Source organism: Neisseria sp. HMSC074B07, assembly GCF_001810355.1.
Lineage (GTDB): Bacteria > Pseudomonadota > Gammaproteobacteria > Burkholderiales > Neisseriaceae > Neisseria.
Genome location: NZ_KV800949.1, coordinates 1 through 13,560, shown reverse-complemented (window position 1 = coordinate 13,560; position 13,560 = coordinate 1). Strand labels below are relative to the sequence as shown.

14 protein-coding genes are annotated in these 13,560 nt (G+C 48.8%); 11 read left to right on the top strand and 3 right to left on the bottom strand.

Annotation, left to right across the window (positions count from 1 at the left end; all coding sequences use genetic code 11):
• Window positions 1–88: 88 nt before the first annotated feature.
• Complete coding sequence (locus HMPREF2726_RS07785; RefSeq protein WP_070602891.1) at window positions 89–418, bottom strand: stress response protein; 330 nt, start codon at window positions 416–418, stop codon at window positions 89–91.
• Window positions 419–906: 488 nt separating this feature from the next.
• Here HMPREF2726_RS07785 and nrdA point away from each other — a divergent pair, with 488 nt between their 5' ends.
• From nrdA to HMPREF2726_RS07760, 6 genes are all read left to right on the top strand, one after another.
• The gene (gene nrdA, locus HMPREF2726_RS07780; protein WP_049224758.1) at window positions 907–3,186 is read left to right on the top strand and encodes a class 1a ribonucleoside-diphosphate reductase subunit alpha; all 2,280 of its coding nucleotides are present in this window, start codon (window positions 907–909) and stop codon (window positions 3,184–3,186) included.
• Between the two features lie 9 nt (window positions 3,187–3,195).
• Window positions 3,196–3,780, top strand: coding sequence for a hypothetical protein (locus tag HMPREF2726_RS07775; RefSeq protein WP_009311752.1), 585 nt, complete (start codon window positions 3,196–3,198; stop codon window positions 3,778–3,780).
• A 2-nt stretch (window positions 3,781–3,782) separates the two neighbouring features.
• On the top strand, window positions 3,783–3,983 hold the full coding sequence (locus HMPREF2726_RS13870) for a hypothetical protein (protein ID WP_148132494.1): 201 nt from the start codon (window positions 3,783–3,785) through the stop codon (window positions 3,981–3,983).
• 100 nt (window positions 3,984–4,083) lie between these two features.
• Window positions 4,084–5,217, top strand: a complete 1,134-nt coding sequence (nrdB, locus tag HMPREF2726_RS07770; RefSeq protein ID WP_036529320.1) for a class Ia ribonucleoside-diphosphate reductase subunit beta — start codon at window positions 4,084–4,086, stop codon at window positions 5,215–5,217.
• Between the two features lie 119 nt (window positions 5,218–5,336).
• A complete protein-coding gene (gene yfaE / locus HMPREF2726_RS07765; RefSeq protein ID WP_009311751.1) occupies window positions 5,337–5,639 on the top strand; it encodes a class I ribonucleotide reductase maintenance protein YfaE in 303 nt (100 codons plus the stop codon).
• Window positions 5,640–5,714: 75 nt separating this feature from the next.
• Window positions 5,715–6,140 (top strand): hypothetical protein, encoded by a 426-nt coding sequence (locus HMPREF2726_RS07760; RefSeq protein ID WP_070602889.1) that lies wholly within the window; start codon window positions 5,715–5,717, stop codon window positions 6,138–6,140.
• 72 nt (window positions 6,141–6,212) lie between these two features.
• Here HMPREF2726_RS07760 and uvrC read toward each other — a convergent pair whose 3' ends face one another.
• Entirely contained in the window at window positions 6,213–8,048 is a 1,836-nt protein-coding gene (uvrC, locus tag HMPREF2726_RS07755) for an excinuclease ABC subunit UvrC (RefSeq protein WP_070602887.1), read from the bottom strand.
• A 197-nt stretch (window positions 8,049–8,245) separates the two neighbouring features.
• Here uvrC and HMPREF2726_RS07750 point away from each other — a divergent pair, with 197 nt between their 5' ends.
• Window positions 8,246–9,814: a YdgA family protein gene (locus HMPREF2726_RS07750; RefSeq protein WP_070602910.1), complete on the top strand. Its 1,569-nt coding sequence runs from the start codon at window positions 8,246–8,248 to the stop codon at window positions 9,812–9,814.
• Between the two features lie 165 nt (window positions 9,815–9,979).
• Here the strand turns inward: HMPREF2726_RS07750 and HMPREF2726_RS07745 are convergent, their stop codons facing one another.
• Window positions 9,980–10,462, bottom strand: coding sequence for an NGO0322 family iron-responsive protein (locus HMPREF2726_RS07745; RefSeq protein WP_009311747.1), 483 nt, complete (start codon window positions 10,460–10,462; stop codon window positions 9,980–9,982).
• Between the two features lie 381 nt (window positions 10,463–10,843).
• Here HMPREF2726_RS07745 and dnaQ point away from each other — a divergent pair, with 381 nt between their 5' ends.
• The 4 genes from dnaQ to rpiA all read left to right on the top strand — a co-directional run bounded on the left by dnaQ (window position 10,844) and on the right by rpiA (window position 13,514).
• Entirely contained in the window at window positions 10,844–11,566 is a 723-nt protein-coding gene (gene dnaQ, locus HMPREF2726_RS07740) for a DNA polymerase III subunit epsilon (RefSeq protein WP_070602885.1), read from the top strand.
• Window positions 11,563–12,249, top strand: coding sequence for a 2-C-methyl-D-erythritol 4-phosphate cytidylyltransferase (gene ispD / locus HMPREF2726_RS07735; protein ID WP_070602883.1), 687 nt, complete (start codon window positions 11,563–11,565; stop codon window positions 12,247–12,249). Before dnaQ ends, ispD begins: the two co-directional genes overlap by 4 nt.
• Window positions 12,250–12,292: 43 nt before the next feature.
• Complete coding sequence (gene ispF, locus HMPREF2726_RS07730) at window positions 12,293–12,772, top strand: 2-C-methyl-D-erythritol 2,4-cyclodiphosphate synthase (RefSeq protein WP_045073373.1); 480 nt, start codon at window positions 12,293–12,295, stop codon at window positions 12,770–12,772.
• 70 nt (window positions 12,773–12,842) lie between these two features.
• Entirely contained in the window at window positions 12,843–13,514 is a 672-nt protein-coding gene (gene rpiA, locus HMPREF2726_RS07725; RefSeq protein ID WP_003756885.1) for a ribose-5-phosphate isomerase RpiA, read from the top strand.
• Window positions 13,515–13,560: the final 46 nt, after the last annotated feature.

The following is a 13,560-nucleotide window of genomic DNA, read 5'->3' as shown; positions in this document are numbered from 1 at the left end:
TTTGGTCATAAAAACTGCACCCGTATGTTTGGATGGAATATCCAACTTTTGGGTGCAGTTTGTTTTTTTCAGACGACCTTTATCCGTTTTAGCGACGGAATTTGCCGTGGTCGAAATCATCAAATGCTTCATAAGCCGCTTGGCATTGGATGCGTTGTTCTTTATAGGGCAGTTGGCGGAAGGCTTTCCGGGCTTTGATGTTTTCTTTCAGCTCGGCTTTGTTGCCTTTGGATTTATACCATGCAGCTCGACGGTCAAGATATTTTTTGCAGACAGGATGCAGTTTGCTTTGTTTGGCTTGGGTTTGAGTGTGGTGGGGCTTATGGTGTTTGTGGGCGGCTGCATCGGCAGGTTGGGTTGCAAAACCCAGTATCAGTGCTGCAGATAGGGCGGGCAGAAGGCTTTTTCTCAATAACATGGCGGACTCCTGTTTATTTAAAGGGTGCATTTCATTATATTCATGGCTTTTGTAAAAAGGAAATTTGGCAGGATGGGTCGTCTGAAAAAGCAAGCGGGGTATTTAAAGCATTTTGACGAAACCCATCTTCCATTACATATTATCAAACAGAGAAAATAATAAACTACATGAATTATCACGTTTCAGACGACCTTGTGTTGCATATGTCATTCGTTGTCATGCTGTTTATTTTCAAAATTTAACATAAATCCGAATTTGCCTTATTTCATAAGCGCATAGCAGAATGAGGGTTTTGATGCTAAAAAACGCATCTTTGCGGTAAGGCTTGAATCATAGGGAAAGAGGTCGTCTGAAAGAAAATTGGGAAAAGCACGATTTCAAAACAGCGGCCTTGTCAAGACTGGATAAGCGACGAAAAATACACTATATTGTGCCACTCGATATTAATACATACTGTATCTTGTGTTTCAGGATGGAGAAAGCTCACGATGAATGCACCGACTGATTTGAAAGTAACCAAGCGCGACGGACGTTTGGAAAATCTCGACTTAGACAAAATCCACCGCGTCGTTACTTGGGCGGCGGAAGGCTTGAAAAACGTTTCCGTATCGCAAGTCGAGCTCAAATCGCACATCCAGTTTTACAACGGCATCCGCACCGACGACATCCACGAAACCATCATCAAGGCGGCTGCCGACCTGATTTCGCAGGATACGCCCGACTATCAATATCTCGCCGCGCGTTTGGCGATTTTCCACCTGCGCAAAATCGCTTACGGCGAGTTCGAACCGCCGCATCTCTTTGACCACGTTAAAAAACTCACCGATGCGGGTAAATACGACCGCCACATCATCGAAGATTACAGCCGCGAAGAGTTTGACGAGCTGAACGTCTATATCGACCACAGCCGCGACATGACCTTCTCGTATGCCGCCGTGAAGCAGCTCGAAGGCAAATATCTGGTGCAGAACCGAGTTACCCGCCAGATTTATGAAACGCCGCAGTTTTTATACATTTTGGTAGCGATGTGTCTCTTCAGCAAATACCCGAAAGAGACGCGCTTGGATTACGTCAAACGTTTTTACGACGCCGTTTCTACGTTTAAAGTATCGTTGCCGACCCCGATTATGAGTGGCGTGCGCACGCCTACGCGCCAGTTCTCAAGCTGCGTATTAATTGAATGCGACGACAGCCTCGACTCCATCAACGCCACCACCAGCGCGATTGTGAAATACGTTTCCCAACGCGCGGGTATCGGCATCAACGCCGGACGTATCCGCGGTTTGGGTAGTGAAATCCGCGGCGGCGAAGCGCAACATACCGGCTGCATTCCGTTTTTCAAAATGTTCCAAGCGGCGGTTAAATCCTGCTCGCAAGGCGGCGTGCGCGGCGGCGCGGCAACTTTGTTCTATCCCTTGTGGCATATCGAAGCCGAAAGCCTGTTGGTGTTGAAAAACAACCGCGGCGTCGAAGACAACCGCATCCGCCAGCTTGATTACGGCGTACAAATCAACCGCCTGCTGTACACCCGCCTGATTAAAGGCGGCAACATCACGCTGTTCTCGCCCAACGAAGTTCCCGGCCTGTACGACGCTTTCTTTGCCGATCAAGACGAATTCGAGCGTCTCTACACGAAATACGAGCAAGACCCGAACATCCGCAAACGCACCTTGTCGGCTACCGATTTGTTCTCCACGCTGATGCAGGAACGCGCCGGAACGGGACGCATCTACATCCAAAACGTTGACCACTGCAACACGCACAGCCCGTTTGACCCGCGTGTCGCGCCCGTGCACCAGTCCAACTTGTGCATGGAAATCGCCCTGCCGACCAAACCGCTGGACAACATCAACGACCCGAACGGCGAAATCGCCCTGTGCACCTTGTCCGCCTTCAACTTGGGCGCATTAAACAGCTTGGACGAGCTGGAAGGGCTTGCCGATTTGACCGTGCGCGCACTCGATGCCTTACTGGATTATCAAGACTATCCGGTTGAAGCCGCCCGCACCGCGACCATGAACCGCCGCACCCTCGGCATCGGTGTCATCAACTACGCCTACTATCTGGCGAAAAACGGCGTCCGTTACAGCGATGATTCCGCACTCGGCCTGACCCACCGCACCTTTGAAGCCATGCAGTATTACCTGCTCAAAGCATCGGTAAACCTTGCCAAAGAATACGGTGCATGCCCGCTGTTCAACCAAACCGTTTATTCGCAAGGCAAACTGCCTATCGACACCTACAAAAAAGACTTGGATGCCGTGTGCAGTGAACCACTGTTATGCGACTGGGAAAGCCTGCGCGCCGACATCGTCAAATACGGTCTGCGCAACTCCACCCTGACCGCACTCATGCCGTCTGAAACCAGTTCGCAAATCGCGAACGCCACCAACGGCATCGAGCCGCCGCGCGGATTGGTAACGGTTAAAGCATCGAAAGACGGTATCCTGAAACAAGTCGTGCCGGAATTTGAAACTCTGAAAGACGCCTACGAAACCCTGTGGCAGCTTCCGGGCAACGAAGGTTACCTGAAACTTGTCGGCGTGATGCAAAAATTCGTCGATCAGGCGATTTCCGCCAATACCGCCTATGACCCGGGCAAATTTGAAGGCAACAAAGTTTCCATGAAACAAATGCTCAAAGACTTGCTGACCGCCTACAAATACGGCGTTAAAACCCTGTACTACCACAACACCCGCGACGGCGCGGACGATACGCAGACTGATATTCAGGATGACGGCTGTGCGGGCGGGGCTTGTAAGATTTAAGGGAAATTTATGGAAGATGATAAATCAGATAGTCAAAAACAATTCAATTCAGATAATGATTGGTTTGAAAAATACAATATTACATTAACTACTTTGCAGCAAGAGTATCTGCTTTATATTAATACTCTCAAAGATGTTGATGAAAAGGCAAATAAATATCTGATTGTAGTGTCTATTTTTATTGCTGGTTTTTTTTCTGTAGTATCAAGTGCATTAATTAATGGACTTCGTTTCCATATTAATCCATTAGACTTTACTAGTTTGTTATCAATAATATTTATTATTACTTGTGCTTTAACTGCCTTATTTGCTTCTATAGTAATTAATAATTTATTGAATAGCTTGTCTTTCGTAGAAAGTCGAAGAATTTTTGATTTGGAATCTAAACTAAATGAAACTTCTGAAGAGAATTCTCTATTTTATAAAAAATGTTTAATCAATTCTTTCCAAGAAGCGATAAACTTTATAGAAGACTCTATTGAGAAGAAGCAGCAAAAACTCAGTTCTGTACCCAAAGAAATAAGATTGTTTATTGTCTTTGCGGTTTTGAGTTGTATATTTTTATTTATTATAAAAATGATAGAAAGCGTTTGATAATGTCTGACAAAAAATCAATTCCTCCTGGTCCTCCTATGGCTAGAGCATCGAATCCTATTTCTCAGAATACTCGAAAAACTCAGGCTAATATTCAGCCTTCAAATGTAAGAGTAGTTCAAGAGAGTTTTAATCCTGTTAATCAAGGAAGTTCGACAAAGGCAATATTTGATAGTGTTAATAATGATAAAAATAAAAAATGAACTAAATGTCTTAGAATTGCTATTTAATTTTATTATTTAAAGTATTGCAGTAGTAATATTTTAATCAAAGGAAAGTTAAATGTCCTGCGAACACCTAGTCATGTCATACAGCACCTTTTCCAAAACCAAAAACGACGCGCTTAAAGAGCCGATGTTTTTTGGTCAGCCTGTTAATGTTGCCCGTTATGACCAGCAGAAATACGAAGTATTTGAAAAACTGATTGAAAAACAACTGTCTTTCTTCTGGCGGCCGGAAGAAATCGATGTGTCGCGCGACCGTATCGACTACGCCAACTTGCCCGAACACGAAAAACACATTTTTATCAGCAATCTGAAATACCAAACCTTGCTCGATTCCATCCAAGGTCGCAGTCCGAACGTTGCCTTGTTGCCTTTGGTGTCGATTCCCGAGCTGGAAACTTGGATTGAAACGTGGAGCTTCAGCGAAACCATCCACTCGCGCAGCTACACCCACATTATCCGCAATATCGTCAACGATCCGTCGGTCGTGTTCGACGACATCGTGCAGAACGAATACATCATTGCCCGCGCCGAAGATATCGCCTGTTATTACGATGATTTAATCGAATATACCCAGTATTACAACCTGTTGGGCGAAGGGACGCACAATGTCGGCGGCAAGCTCGTTACCGTGTCTTTGCGCGAGTTGAAGAAAAAACTCTATCTTTGCCTGATGTGCGTCAATGTGTTGGAAGCCATCCGTTTCTACGTTTCATTCGCCTGCTCGTTTGCTTTTGCCGAGCGCGAGTTGATGGAAGGCAACGCCAAAATCATCAAACTGATCGCCCGCGACGAAGCCCTGCACCTGACCAGTACCCAGCATATGCTCAACCTGATGCGCGCCGGTGCCGACGATCCTGAAATGGCGGAAATCGCCGTCGAATTGCAGGACGAATGTTTCAAACTCTTCAAAAAAGCGGCAGAGCAGGAAAAAGAATGGGCGGCCTATCTGTTTAAAGACGGTTCGATGATTGGTCTGAACAAGGAAATTTTGGCGCAATACGTCGAATACATCACCAACCTGCGTATGCAGGCGGTCGGTTTGCCCGCCGGATTCGAAGGTGCCACCCAAAACCCGATTCCGTGGATTAACGCGTGGCTGTCGTCCGACAACGTACAGGTTGCGCCGCAGGAAGTGGAAATTTCTTCTTACTTAATCGGTCAGATCGATTCGGAAGTCAGCGCGGACGATTTGGGCGATTTCGAACTGTAATCAAACTCGGCGGTTTTTCCGCATTTCCATCATCAGAGGTCGTCTGAACAGGTGTAGAAACGAAATCAAAGATTTCAGTTACACCGTGCAGACGGCCTTTTCCGCTTAAACAGATAACAATGGCACTTATCAATACACACGATAAAACCTTCGAGCTTCAAGAAGGCGAAACCTTATTGGAGGGCTTGGAGCGCACCGGTCACGAGGTCGAATACCAGTGCCGCAGTGGTTATTGCGGTTCCTGCCGCGTCAAAATATTAGACGGCAGGGTGTCCTACGACGATTTCCCGCTGGCGTTTGTCGCACCCGGCGAGATTCTGCCGTGTTGCTGTCGGGTAAATGAGGACATTAAGGTTGATTGCCGCGTTCGGATGAGTGAGCCGGATTTGTTCGATGTCGGCTTGTTTGATGAGCGGGATTGAGTCGATTGAAACCCAGTTGTATTATTTTCAGTTCTTAGCTTTAATAATAGGCTCTTCAAATTTAGGTGTAATCGTATGAATGTCGCTAAGGGTTTATTGGTTTCAGTTTTATGTTTGAGCTCGGGTTTGCTTGCTGCTCAAAGTCATCATTCCCAATGGAAAAAAGTTTATGAAAGGGATTTGACGGATTTTGAATTGAGTCCGGAGGGAAGCGGGTTGGTATTGTTTGCACAACCGCAAGGACGTTGCAGGATGGATGTTGATTTTTATGGGGAAACGGGACAGGATAAATATCAGTATGAATTTACCCGAGACCGTTTGACGGCAGGTTCGCATCGGGAATACCGCTATACCGCTGCATCGTTGTCGGAAGTAACCAAAGATAAAATAAAATTGGTGCGGAATGAGAAGCTGAATCCTGCTTCAGGCGCGGTAAAGAAAGAATTTCGGGATATTTATCAATATGTTCCTAATAAGGTTTTAAAAAAATATTGTTTTTGATGTGGTATAGAAAATAACAAGAGGTCGTCTGAAAACTTTTCAGACGACCTCTTGCTTTATTCATCCCATCGTTTAATGCAGATGCTCGTAAATGGTTTCCGCCAATGCCTTGCTGATGCCTTCGACTTGTTCCAAATCTTCTTTGCTGGCGGCAACGACGCCGCGCAGGCCGCCGAAGCGGGTGAGCAGGGCTTGGCGGCGTTTGCTGCCTACGCCGGGGATGTCGCTGAGGGATGAGGTAACGCGGGCTTTGTCGCGTTTTTTGCGGTGGCCCGTGATGGCGAAGCGGTGCGATTCGTCGCGCACGGTTTGCAGGAGGTGCAGGGCGGGGCTGTTGGGCAGCAGGCGGAAGGTCTCGCCGGTGAACGGGAGGATGAGTTCTTCCATGCCGGCCTTGCGTTCGGGGCCTTTGGCGATGCCGACCAAGGGGATGTGCAGCCCGAGTTCCTCCCATACGGACACGGCGACGCCGATTTGTCCTTTGCCGCCGTCAATCAATACGACATCGGGCCATTTGACGGTCTCGCCGTTGGCTTCGGCCTCCTGCATTTTGCCGTAGCGGCGGGTGAGGACTTCGCGCATGGCGGCGTAGTCGTCGCCGGGTTTGGCGGTGGTGATGTTGTAGCGGCGGTATTGCGAGGGTTGGATGTTTTGTTCGTCGTACACGACGCAGGAGGCGATGGTGGCTTCGCCTTGGGTGTGGCTGATGTCGAAGCATTCGAGGCGGTTGAGGTCGTCTGAATTCATGTTCAGGATTTTTGCCAACTCGTCGATGCGGTGTTGCTGGCTGCTTTGTTGCAGGCGGCGTTGGGCAATCGCCATTTGTGCGTTTTGTTCCGCCATTTTCAACCAGACTTTGCGTTCGCCTATGGTTTTGGTCACGAACTGCATTTGTTTGCCGTGCTCACCCTCTAGGGCTTCTTTCAATGCGTCGGGGACGGGGAAGTTGCTGATGATGATGTCGGGTTTGCTTTTGCCCAGATAATGTTGGGCGACGAAGGCTTCGGCGTAGTCTTGTCCGTTTGGTTCGGGATCGTTTTTAGTGTCGGGGAAAAAGCTTTTGTCACCGACGTGCCGCCCGCCGCGTATGCTGACCCAATGTACGCAGACGAGGCCGTCTGAAACGGCGAGCGCAAGCAGGTCGATGTCGTTAGGATTGTTCGGGTTTTTGCTGTCGATGAACTGGTTGCTCTGCATGATGCCGAGCGCTTGGATTTGGTCGCGGTAGCGGGCGGCTTCTTCAAATTGCAGGTTGGCGGCGGCGGTCTGCATTTTGTGTTGCAGAGTACGGGTCAGTTCGTCGGTTTTACCGTTGAGGAAGGTGGCGGCTTGGCGCACGCTGTCGCGGTAGTCTTCTTCGCTGATGTGTCCGACGCAGGGCGCGGTGCAGCGTTTGATTTGGTACAGCAGGCAGGGGCGGTCGCGGTGTTCGAACACGCTGTCTTCGCAGGTGCGCAGCATGAAGACTTTTTGCAGGACTTGGATGCTGTCGCGCACGGCGTTGCTGTTGGGATACGGGCCGAAGTATTGGTTCGGTTTTTTCAACGTGCCGCGGTAATACGCCATTTGCGGATATTGATGTCCGCTGAGCATGAGGTAGGGATAGCTTTTGTCGTCGCGGAAAAGGATATTGTATTTGGGCGACAGGGCTTTGATGAAGTTGTTTTCGAGAATCAGGGCTTCGGCTTCGGAACGGGTGATGGTGGTTTCGATGTGGTGAACCTGTTTCACCATCAATGCGATGCGCGGGGAATGGTCGTTTTTCTGGAAATAGCCGGACACGCGCCGCTTGAGGTTGACCGCTTTGCCGACGTATAAAACGTTGCCGCCTTCGTCGAAAAAACGGTATACGCCGGGCAGGTTGGGCAGGTTTTTGAGGAATAAGGGGATGTCGAAGTCCGTGGTCATGGGGCGGGTGGTAGTGGGCAGGTTTTCAGACGACCCGATTATAAATCAGAACGCTTGGGATAATGGAACATAAGCAGCTGGTTCATGAGGATGGGAAAGTACCAAATATGGACTAATTTGTACCGCCTAAGCTACCCAAAAGACAAATCGGTCAAAAAATGCTATTCTTATCGCTTTCAACCTATCTGTTTGTAGCAATGAAAAAGTATCTTATTTCGACCGTAGCCGTAGCCATCGCCGCCGGCCTCGGTGCGCCTTACTACTTCGGCATCAAAGCAGAAGAAACCTTGACTGCACAGCAAAAGCTGTTGCAGGAATCAGGTTTTTTAACCGTAGAATCCCACCAATATGATCGGGGCTGGTTCGGTGCGACCGAAACTACGGTCATACGCCTGAAACCGACATTGCTTCAAAATACCCAGCAATATCTGCCCGATAATCTGAAAACCGTCTTGCAAGAGCCGATTACGGTTGTGAATCATATCAGCCATGGTCCATTTGCTGGCGGTTTCGGTACTCAGGCTCATGTGGAAACAGAGTTTAAATACCATCCGGAAACCGAAAAAGTATTGTCTCGCTTCTTTGGCCAACAAGCTCCGTTGACCATGAGCAATACGATTTATTTCGGTGGAAGCGGCAAGCTTCAACTCAGCGTTCCGGCTTTCGACTATGAAGAGTTGTCCGGCATCAAGCTCAGCTGGAAAGGCTTGAGCGGCAACACCGATTACGAAAAAGATTTCCAAAGCTACCGTCATGATTATACCGCTCCGTCTTTGCAGCTCAAGCTGGCGGACAAGGGCGATGTTTCGATGGAAAACCTACATTTCCAATCTGAAACTTCAGACGGACTCAACAAGCTTTCCTTGGGTAAAAGCAGCATTACTTTGGATAAATTCCTGCTGCAATGGAAAGAAAATATTGATTACAACGTCAAGCTGAACGAGCTGATCAACCTTGTGACCAATCTGCAGATCGGGGCATTTGTCAATCCGACCGGCAGTATCGCGCCTTCCAAAATCGAAGTCAGCAAACTGAAATTTGATACCAATACCAACGAAGTTGATAAGTTTATCAACAGCGAAGGACGGTTCCAATTTGAAGAGCTGGTTTATGGCGAAGATAAATATGGTCCGTTGGATATCAATGTGGCAGCAGAGCATTTGGACGGCAAAAGTTTGCAGGCTTTGAAATCCAAGCTTGCCGAAGTCGCCAATAAGAAAATGAGCGAGGAAGAGATCCAAAACGCCTTGCTCCAAACCGCCAAAAACGAAGCTTCGGGTTTATTCACCAATGATCCGGTGCTGAATGTCAAGACATTCAAATTCATCATGCCGCAAGGTCAAGTGGATGTCAGCGGTAAACTAGCCTTTAAAGGCTTGGTGGCAAAAGATTTGAACAGCCTCAGCGAAATGTTGAAAAAAACCCATGCCGATTTCAATGTGAGCGTTCCGAAAAAACTGTTGGAGCAGATGGCAATCAACCAAGCGCGCAGCCTGTTTAGCGTCAATGCCGAGGATGAAGAAGCCGGACGCGCAGGAATTGAGGACATCAATGAAACGCTGCGTCTGATGGTGGACAGCACTGTGAAAAGCATGGCGCAGGAGCAATACCTGACTTTGGAAGAAAACAACATCAAAACCCATCTGACCCTGCAAAACAACGAATTGAAATTGAATGGCAAGGTGTTGCAAAACGAGCCTGAGCCTGATTTTGACGAGCAGGACATGTTGCCGGAAAATCTGTCTTCATCTGAAGCAGGCAAATAAACGGCAATAGACAAAAGGTCGTCTGAAACCGGATTTGAAGTTTGAATCCGATTTCAGACGACCTTTTTTGATTGGTTTGATAGAAGCCATGTTGAGTTGTAGGCAAAAAAATCGCCCCTTTAATTTTAAGGGGCGCAAAAGGAACACAAACCACTACCAAAACTGTTACAGGGCGAACTCCTCTAATTGACGTTGATGGGTTGCCGGATAAAGTGCCTTCATCAAATCATAGGGTGAAAGCGACAAATCTTTGCTTTTGGTCGTCAAGCGACCTTGCTGCGGTGTCAGTTCAAGCAAACGGGCATCAGACGCATGAATAAACTTTTCTTTTGCCTTCTGCATTTTGCGTTGTAAAACGGAAACGACGCGGCTGTACAAACTGTCTTTTTGTTTGACCTCCCGAGTGCTGGCGACCCAGCTTAAACGGGAATGGCTGTCTTCATCTTCAATCAGGAGGATGCCGGTTTGCGGCTGCTCCGATTTACCCATGCAGGGAAGCCAAACATAATAACGACCATCGAGCGTAACATATACGGCATCATGTACTTCACAATCATCGCAACACTGGGTTGCCAAAAGAGAGCGGATGGTATGTTGGTGCAGTCTCAGAATGTCGAGAGAGACTTGCTGGAAAATATTTTCAGGCATTTTCTTCTCCTTTCGTTCTGTGGCGCGTTGATTTCGTTTCGATGGAATGCATTATACGGATAATTTCAAAATTTGCAAATGATAATTGTTATTATTATGAGAATGGGTAATAAGATAATGATTTTTATAGAAATTAATTTTTTGAAATTGATAAAACTTGAGTGATTTACTCGGAATTTAGAGAAAATGAGCCTTAGAGGGAATGTAAAGATCAATACGTTTGAAAAATTGTCAGCAAAATCTCTTGTCGGGGCAGTATTCATGCCCTAAGAAATATTGTATTCAAATACATAGGCCCTGAGCTTTACCGACTATACATTTGTAGCAGCCTTGCGTATGATTCAAGGCATTTTATCAATGAGCGCTATACAGAAGATTCCTATGAGCAAACGCCAGATTATCCTTGATACCGAAACCACGGGCCTTTATGCCGAAGGCGGCGACCGCTTGGTCGAGTTTGCCGGTCTGGAAATGATCAACCGCCAAATAACCGGCAACAACCTTCATTTATACGTTCATCCCGAGCGCGACATGCCTGAAGAAGCAGCAAAGGTGCACGGCTTGACCATTGAGGTTTTGGAAGAGAAAAACGCGCCGCCGTTTGCCGAAGTAGGGCGGCAGATTGCCGATTTTATACGCGATGCCGAGTTGATTATCCACAATGCCAAGTTTGACGTCGGCTTCCTGAACATGGAATTCCGCCGTATGGGACTGCCTTCCATTGAGGAGCTTGGCTGTACCGTGACCGACACGCTGGCGATGGCGCGGGAAATGTTCCCCGGTCAGAAAGCCAGTTTGGATGCTTTGTGCAACCGCCTTTCTGTCGACCGCAGCAAGCGCGTGCTGCACGGCGCGTTGATTGACTGCGAGCTTTTGGGTGAGGTTTATCTCGCCATGACGCGCCAGCAGTTTGATTTAATGGGCGGCGAAAAAGAAGAAGACGAGGAAGTCAAACCGGTCATTATTGCCGAAACCAAGCGTCCGGCTCATTTGAAGGTTATCAAAGCCAACGCAGAGGAACTCGCCGCACACGAACAATATCTGGACGGTTTGGGCGAAGCCTGTCTGTGGCGCAAAGCCGAAGCAGCCGGAGCCGAAGCATGACGCGTCGCCATATCGCCCTGATTCCCGCTGCCGGTATCGGAACGCGCTTTGGGGCGGGAAAGCCCAAGCAATACGTTGAAATCAACGGCAAAACCGTGTTGCAGCATACGATAGCCATTTTTGAAAACCATCCTGCCATCGATTTGATTGCCGTTATCGTATCGCCCGAAGACCAAACGTTTCAGACGACCCCTTCCAGCAAAACATGCGTATTTCGTGTAGGCGGAGCAAGCCGTGCCGAAACGGTGCGCAACGGCGTATCCGCATTGTTGGCGCAAGGTTTGGCGGCGGAGCAGGACAACATTCTCGTTCACGATGCCGCCCGGTGCTGCCTGCCGCCCGAAGCGTTGACCCGTCTGATTGAAGAAGCGGGCGGGCAAGAGCAGGGCGGCATTTTGGCAATACCCGTTGCCGATACGCTCAAACGCGCCGATGGTAAAAAACATATCGGCGAAACCGTTTCCCGCGCCGGATTATGGCAGGCGCAAACCCCACAGCTTTTTCAGACGGCCTTATTGCACCGTGCTTTGTCGGCAGAGGATTTGAGCGATATTACAGACGAAGCGTCGGCAGTGGAAAAGCTGGGTGTGCAGCCGCTGCTGGTGCAGGGCGATACGCGCAATTTGAAGCTGACGCTGCCGCAGGATGAATTGATTGTAAGGCTGTTGTTGCAGGCCGTCTGAAACCCGTTTTTCAGACGACCCAACATTGAAAAAAGGACAAAACATGAATATCCGCATCGGACAAGGCTACGATGTCCACCAACTCGTCGAAGGCCGCGATTTGATACTCGGCGGCGTAAACATCCCGTTTGAAAAAGGCCTGCTCGGCCATTCCGATGCCGACGCGCTTTTGCACGCGATTACTGACGCTTTACTTGGCGCGGCGGGTCTGGGCGACATCGGCAGCCATTTTCCCGATACTGCCGCCGAGTTTAAAGATGCCGACAGCCGCGTATTGTTGCGCGAAGCGTATCAAAGCGTGCAGGCATTGGGCTGGCGCGTTGTGAATGTGGACACGACCATCATCGCCCAAAAGCCCAAACTCGCGCCGCACATTCCCGCCATGCGCGCCAACATTGCCGCCGATTTGGGGATTCAGACGACCTGTGTCAATATCAAAGGCAAAACCAACGAAAAACTCGGCTATCTGGGACGCATGGAAGCCATCGAAGCGCAGGCGGCGGTGTTGCTGGAAAAAGCGTAAGCAGGCAAGCACAAATGGCATGAAAATGTTAACATATGCCCATCAACCGACATCCCATTAAGGAGAAATCATGGCTACTCAAGACGAATTGAAGCGCATTGCCGCCGAGAAAGCGGTGGAATTCGTACCCGAAAACGAATACATCGGCATCGGTTCCGGCTCGACCGTCAATATGTTTATCGAAGCGTTGGGCAAAAGCGGCAAAAAAATCAAAGGCGCGGTTTCGACTTCTAAAAAGTCCAGCGAATTGATGGCGCAATACGACATCCCTGAAGTATCGCTGAACGATGTGATGGGGCTGGCTGTCTATGTTGACGGCGCGGACGAAGTGAACCATATGCTGCAAATGATTAAAGGCGGCGGCGGCGCGCATCTGAACGAAAAAGTTGTCGCCAGCGCGTCCGACAAATTCATCTGTATCGCCGACGAGAGCAAATATGTTTCGCGTTTGGGTAAATTCCCGCTGCCCGTAGAAGTGTTGCCCGGCGCGCGTTCGCTGGTGTCGCGCAAACTTTTGGCAATGGGCGGACAGCCTGAATTACGCCTGAACTACACCACCTTCCACGGCAACCAAATTATCGATGTCTATGACTTGCATATCGACCGTCCGCTGACTATGGAAGACGAAATTAACCGCATCACCGGCGTTCTCGAAAACGGCATCTTCGCCCGCAACGCCGCGGATGTGTTGATTTTGGGTACAGAGCAGGGAGTCAAAGTCATCAAGCCCGGACAAAACTAGGCATCCATTAAGAAAAAGGTCGTCTGAAAACTGAACTGGCCCCCAA

Excerpts from the sequence above, each read along its gene's own strand:
- HMPREF2726_RS07760 (WP_070602889.1), top strand. The coding sequence starts at position 5,715 with ATGAATGTCGCTAAGGGTTTATTGGTTTCAGTTTTATGTTTGAGCTCG.
- HMPREF2726_RS07785 (WP_070602891.1), bottom strand. The coding sequence starts at position 418 with ATGTTATTGAGAAAAAGCCTTCTGCCCGCCCTATCTGCAGCACTGATA.
- HMPREF2726_RS07775 (WP_009311752.1), top strand. The coding sequence starts at position 3,196 with ATGGAAGATGATAAATCAGATAGTCAAAAACAATTCAATTCAGATAAT.
- yfaE (WP_009311751.1), top strand. The coding sequence starts at position 5,337 with ATGGCACTTATCAATACACACGATAAAACCTTCGAGCTTCAAGAAGGC.
- uvrC (WP_070602887.1), bottom strand. The coding sequence starts at position 8,048 with ATGACCACGGACTTCGACATCCCCTTATTCCTCAAAAACCTGCCCAAC.
- HMPREF2726_RS13870 (WP_148132494.1), top strand. The coding sequence starts at position 3,783 with ATGTCTGACAAAAAATCAATTCCTCCTGGTCCTCCTATGGCTAGAGCA.
- nrdB (WP_036529320.1), top strand. The coding sequence starts at position 4,084 with ATGTCATACAGCACCTTTTCCAAAACCAAAAACGACGCGCTTAAAGAG.
- dnaQ (WP_070602885.1), top strand. The coding sequence starts at position 10,844 with ATGAGCAAACGCCAGATTATCCTTGATACCGAAACCACGGGCCTTTAT.
- HMPREF2726_RS07745 (WP_009311747.1), bottom strand. The coding sequence starts at position 10,462 with ATGCCTGAAAATATTTTCCAGCAAGTCTCTCTCGACATTCTGAGACTG.
- ispF (WP_045073373.1), top strand. The coding sequence starts at position 12,293 with ATGAATATCCGCATCGGACAAGGCTACGATGTCCACCAACTCGTCGAA.
- rpiA (WP_003756885.1), top strand. The coding sequence starts at position 12,843 with ATGGCTACTCAAGACGAATTGAAGCGCATTGCCGCCGAGAAAGCGGTG.
- nrdA (WP_049224758.1), top strand. The coding sequence starts at position 907 with ATGAATGCACCGACTGATTTGAAAGTAACCAAGCGCGACGGACGTTTG.
- HMPREF2726_RS07750 (WP_070602910.1), top strand. The coding sequence starts at position 8,246 with ATGAAAAAGTATCTTATTTCGACCGTAGCCGTAGCCATCGCCGCCGGC.
- ispD (WP_070602883.1), top strand. The coding sequence starts at position 11,563 with ATGACGCGTCGCCATATCGCCCTGATTCCCGCTGCCGGTATCGGAACG.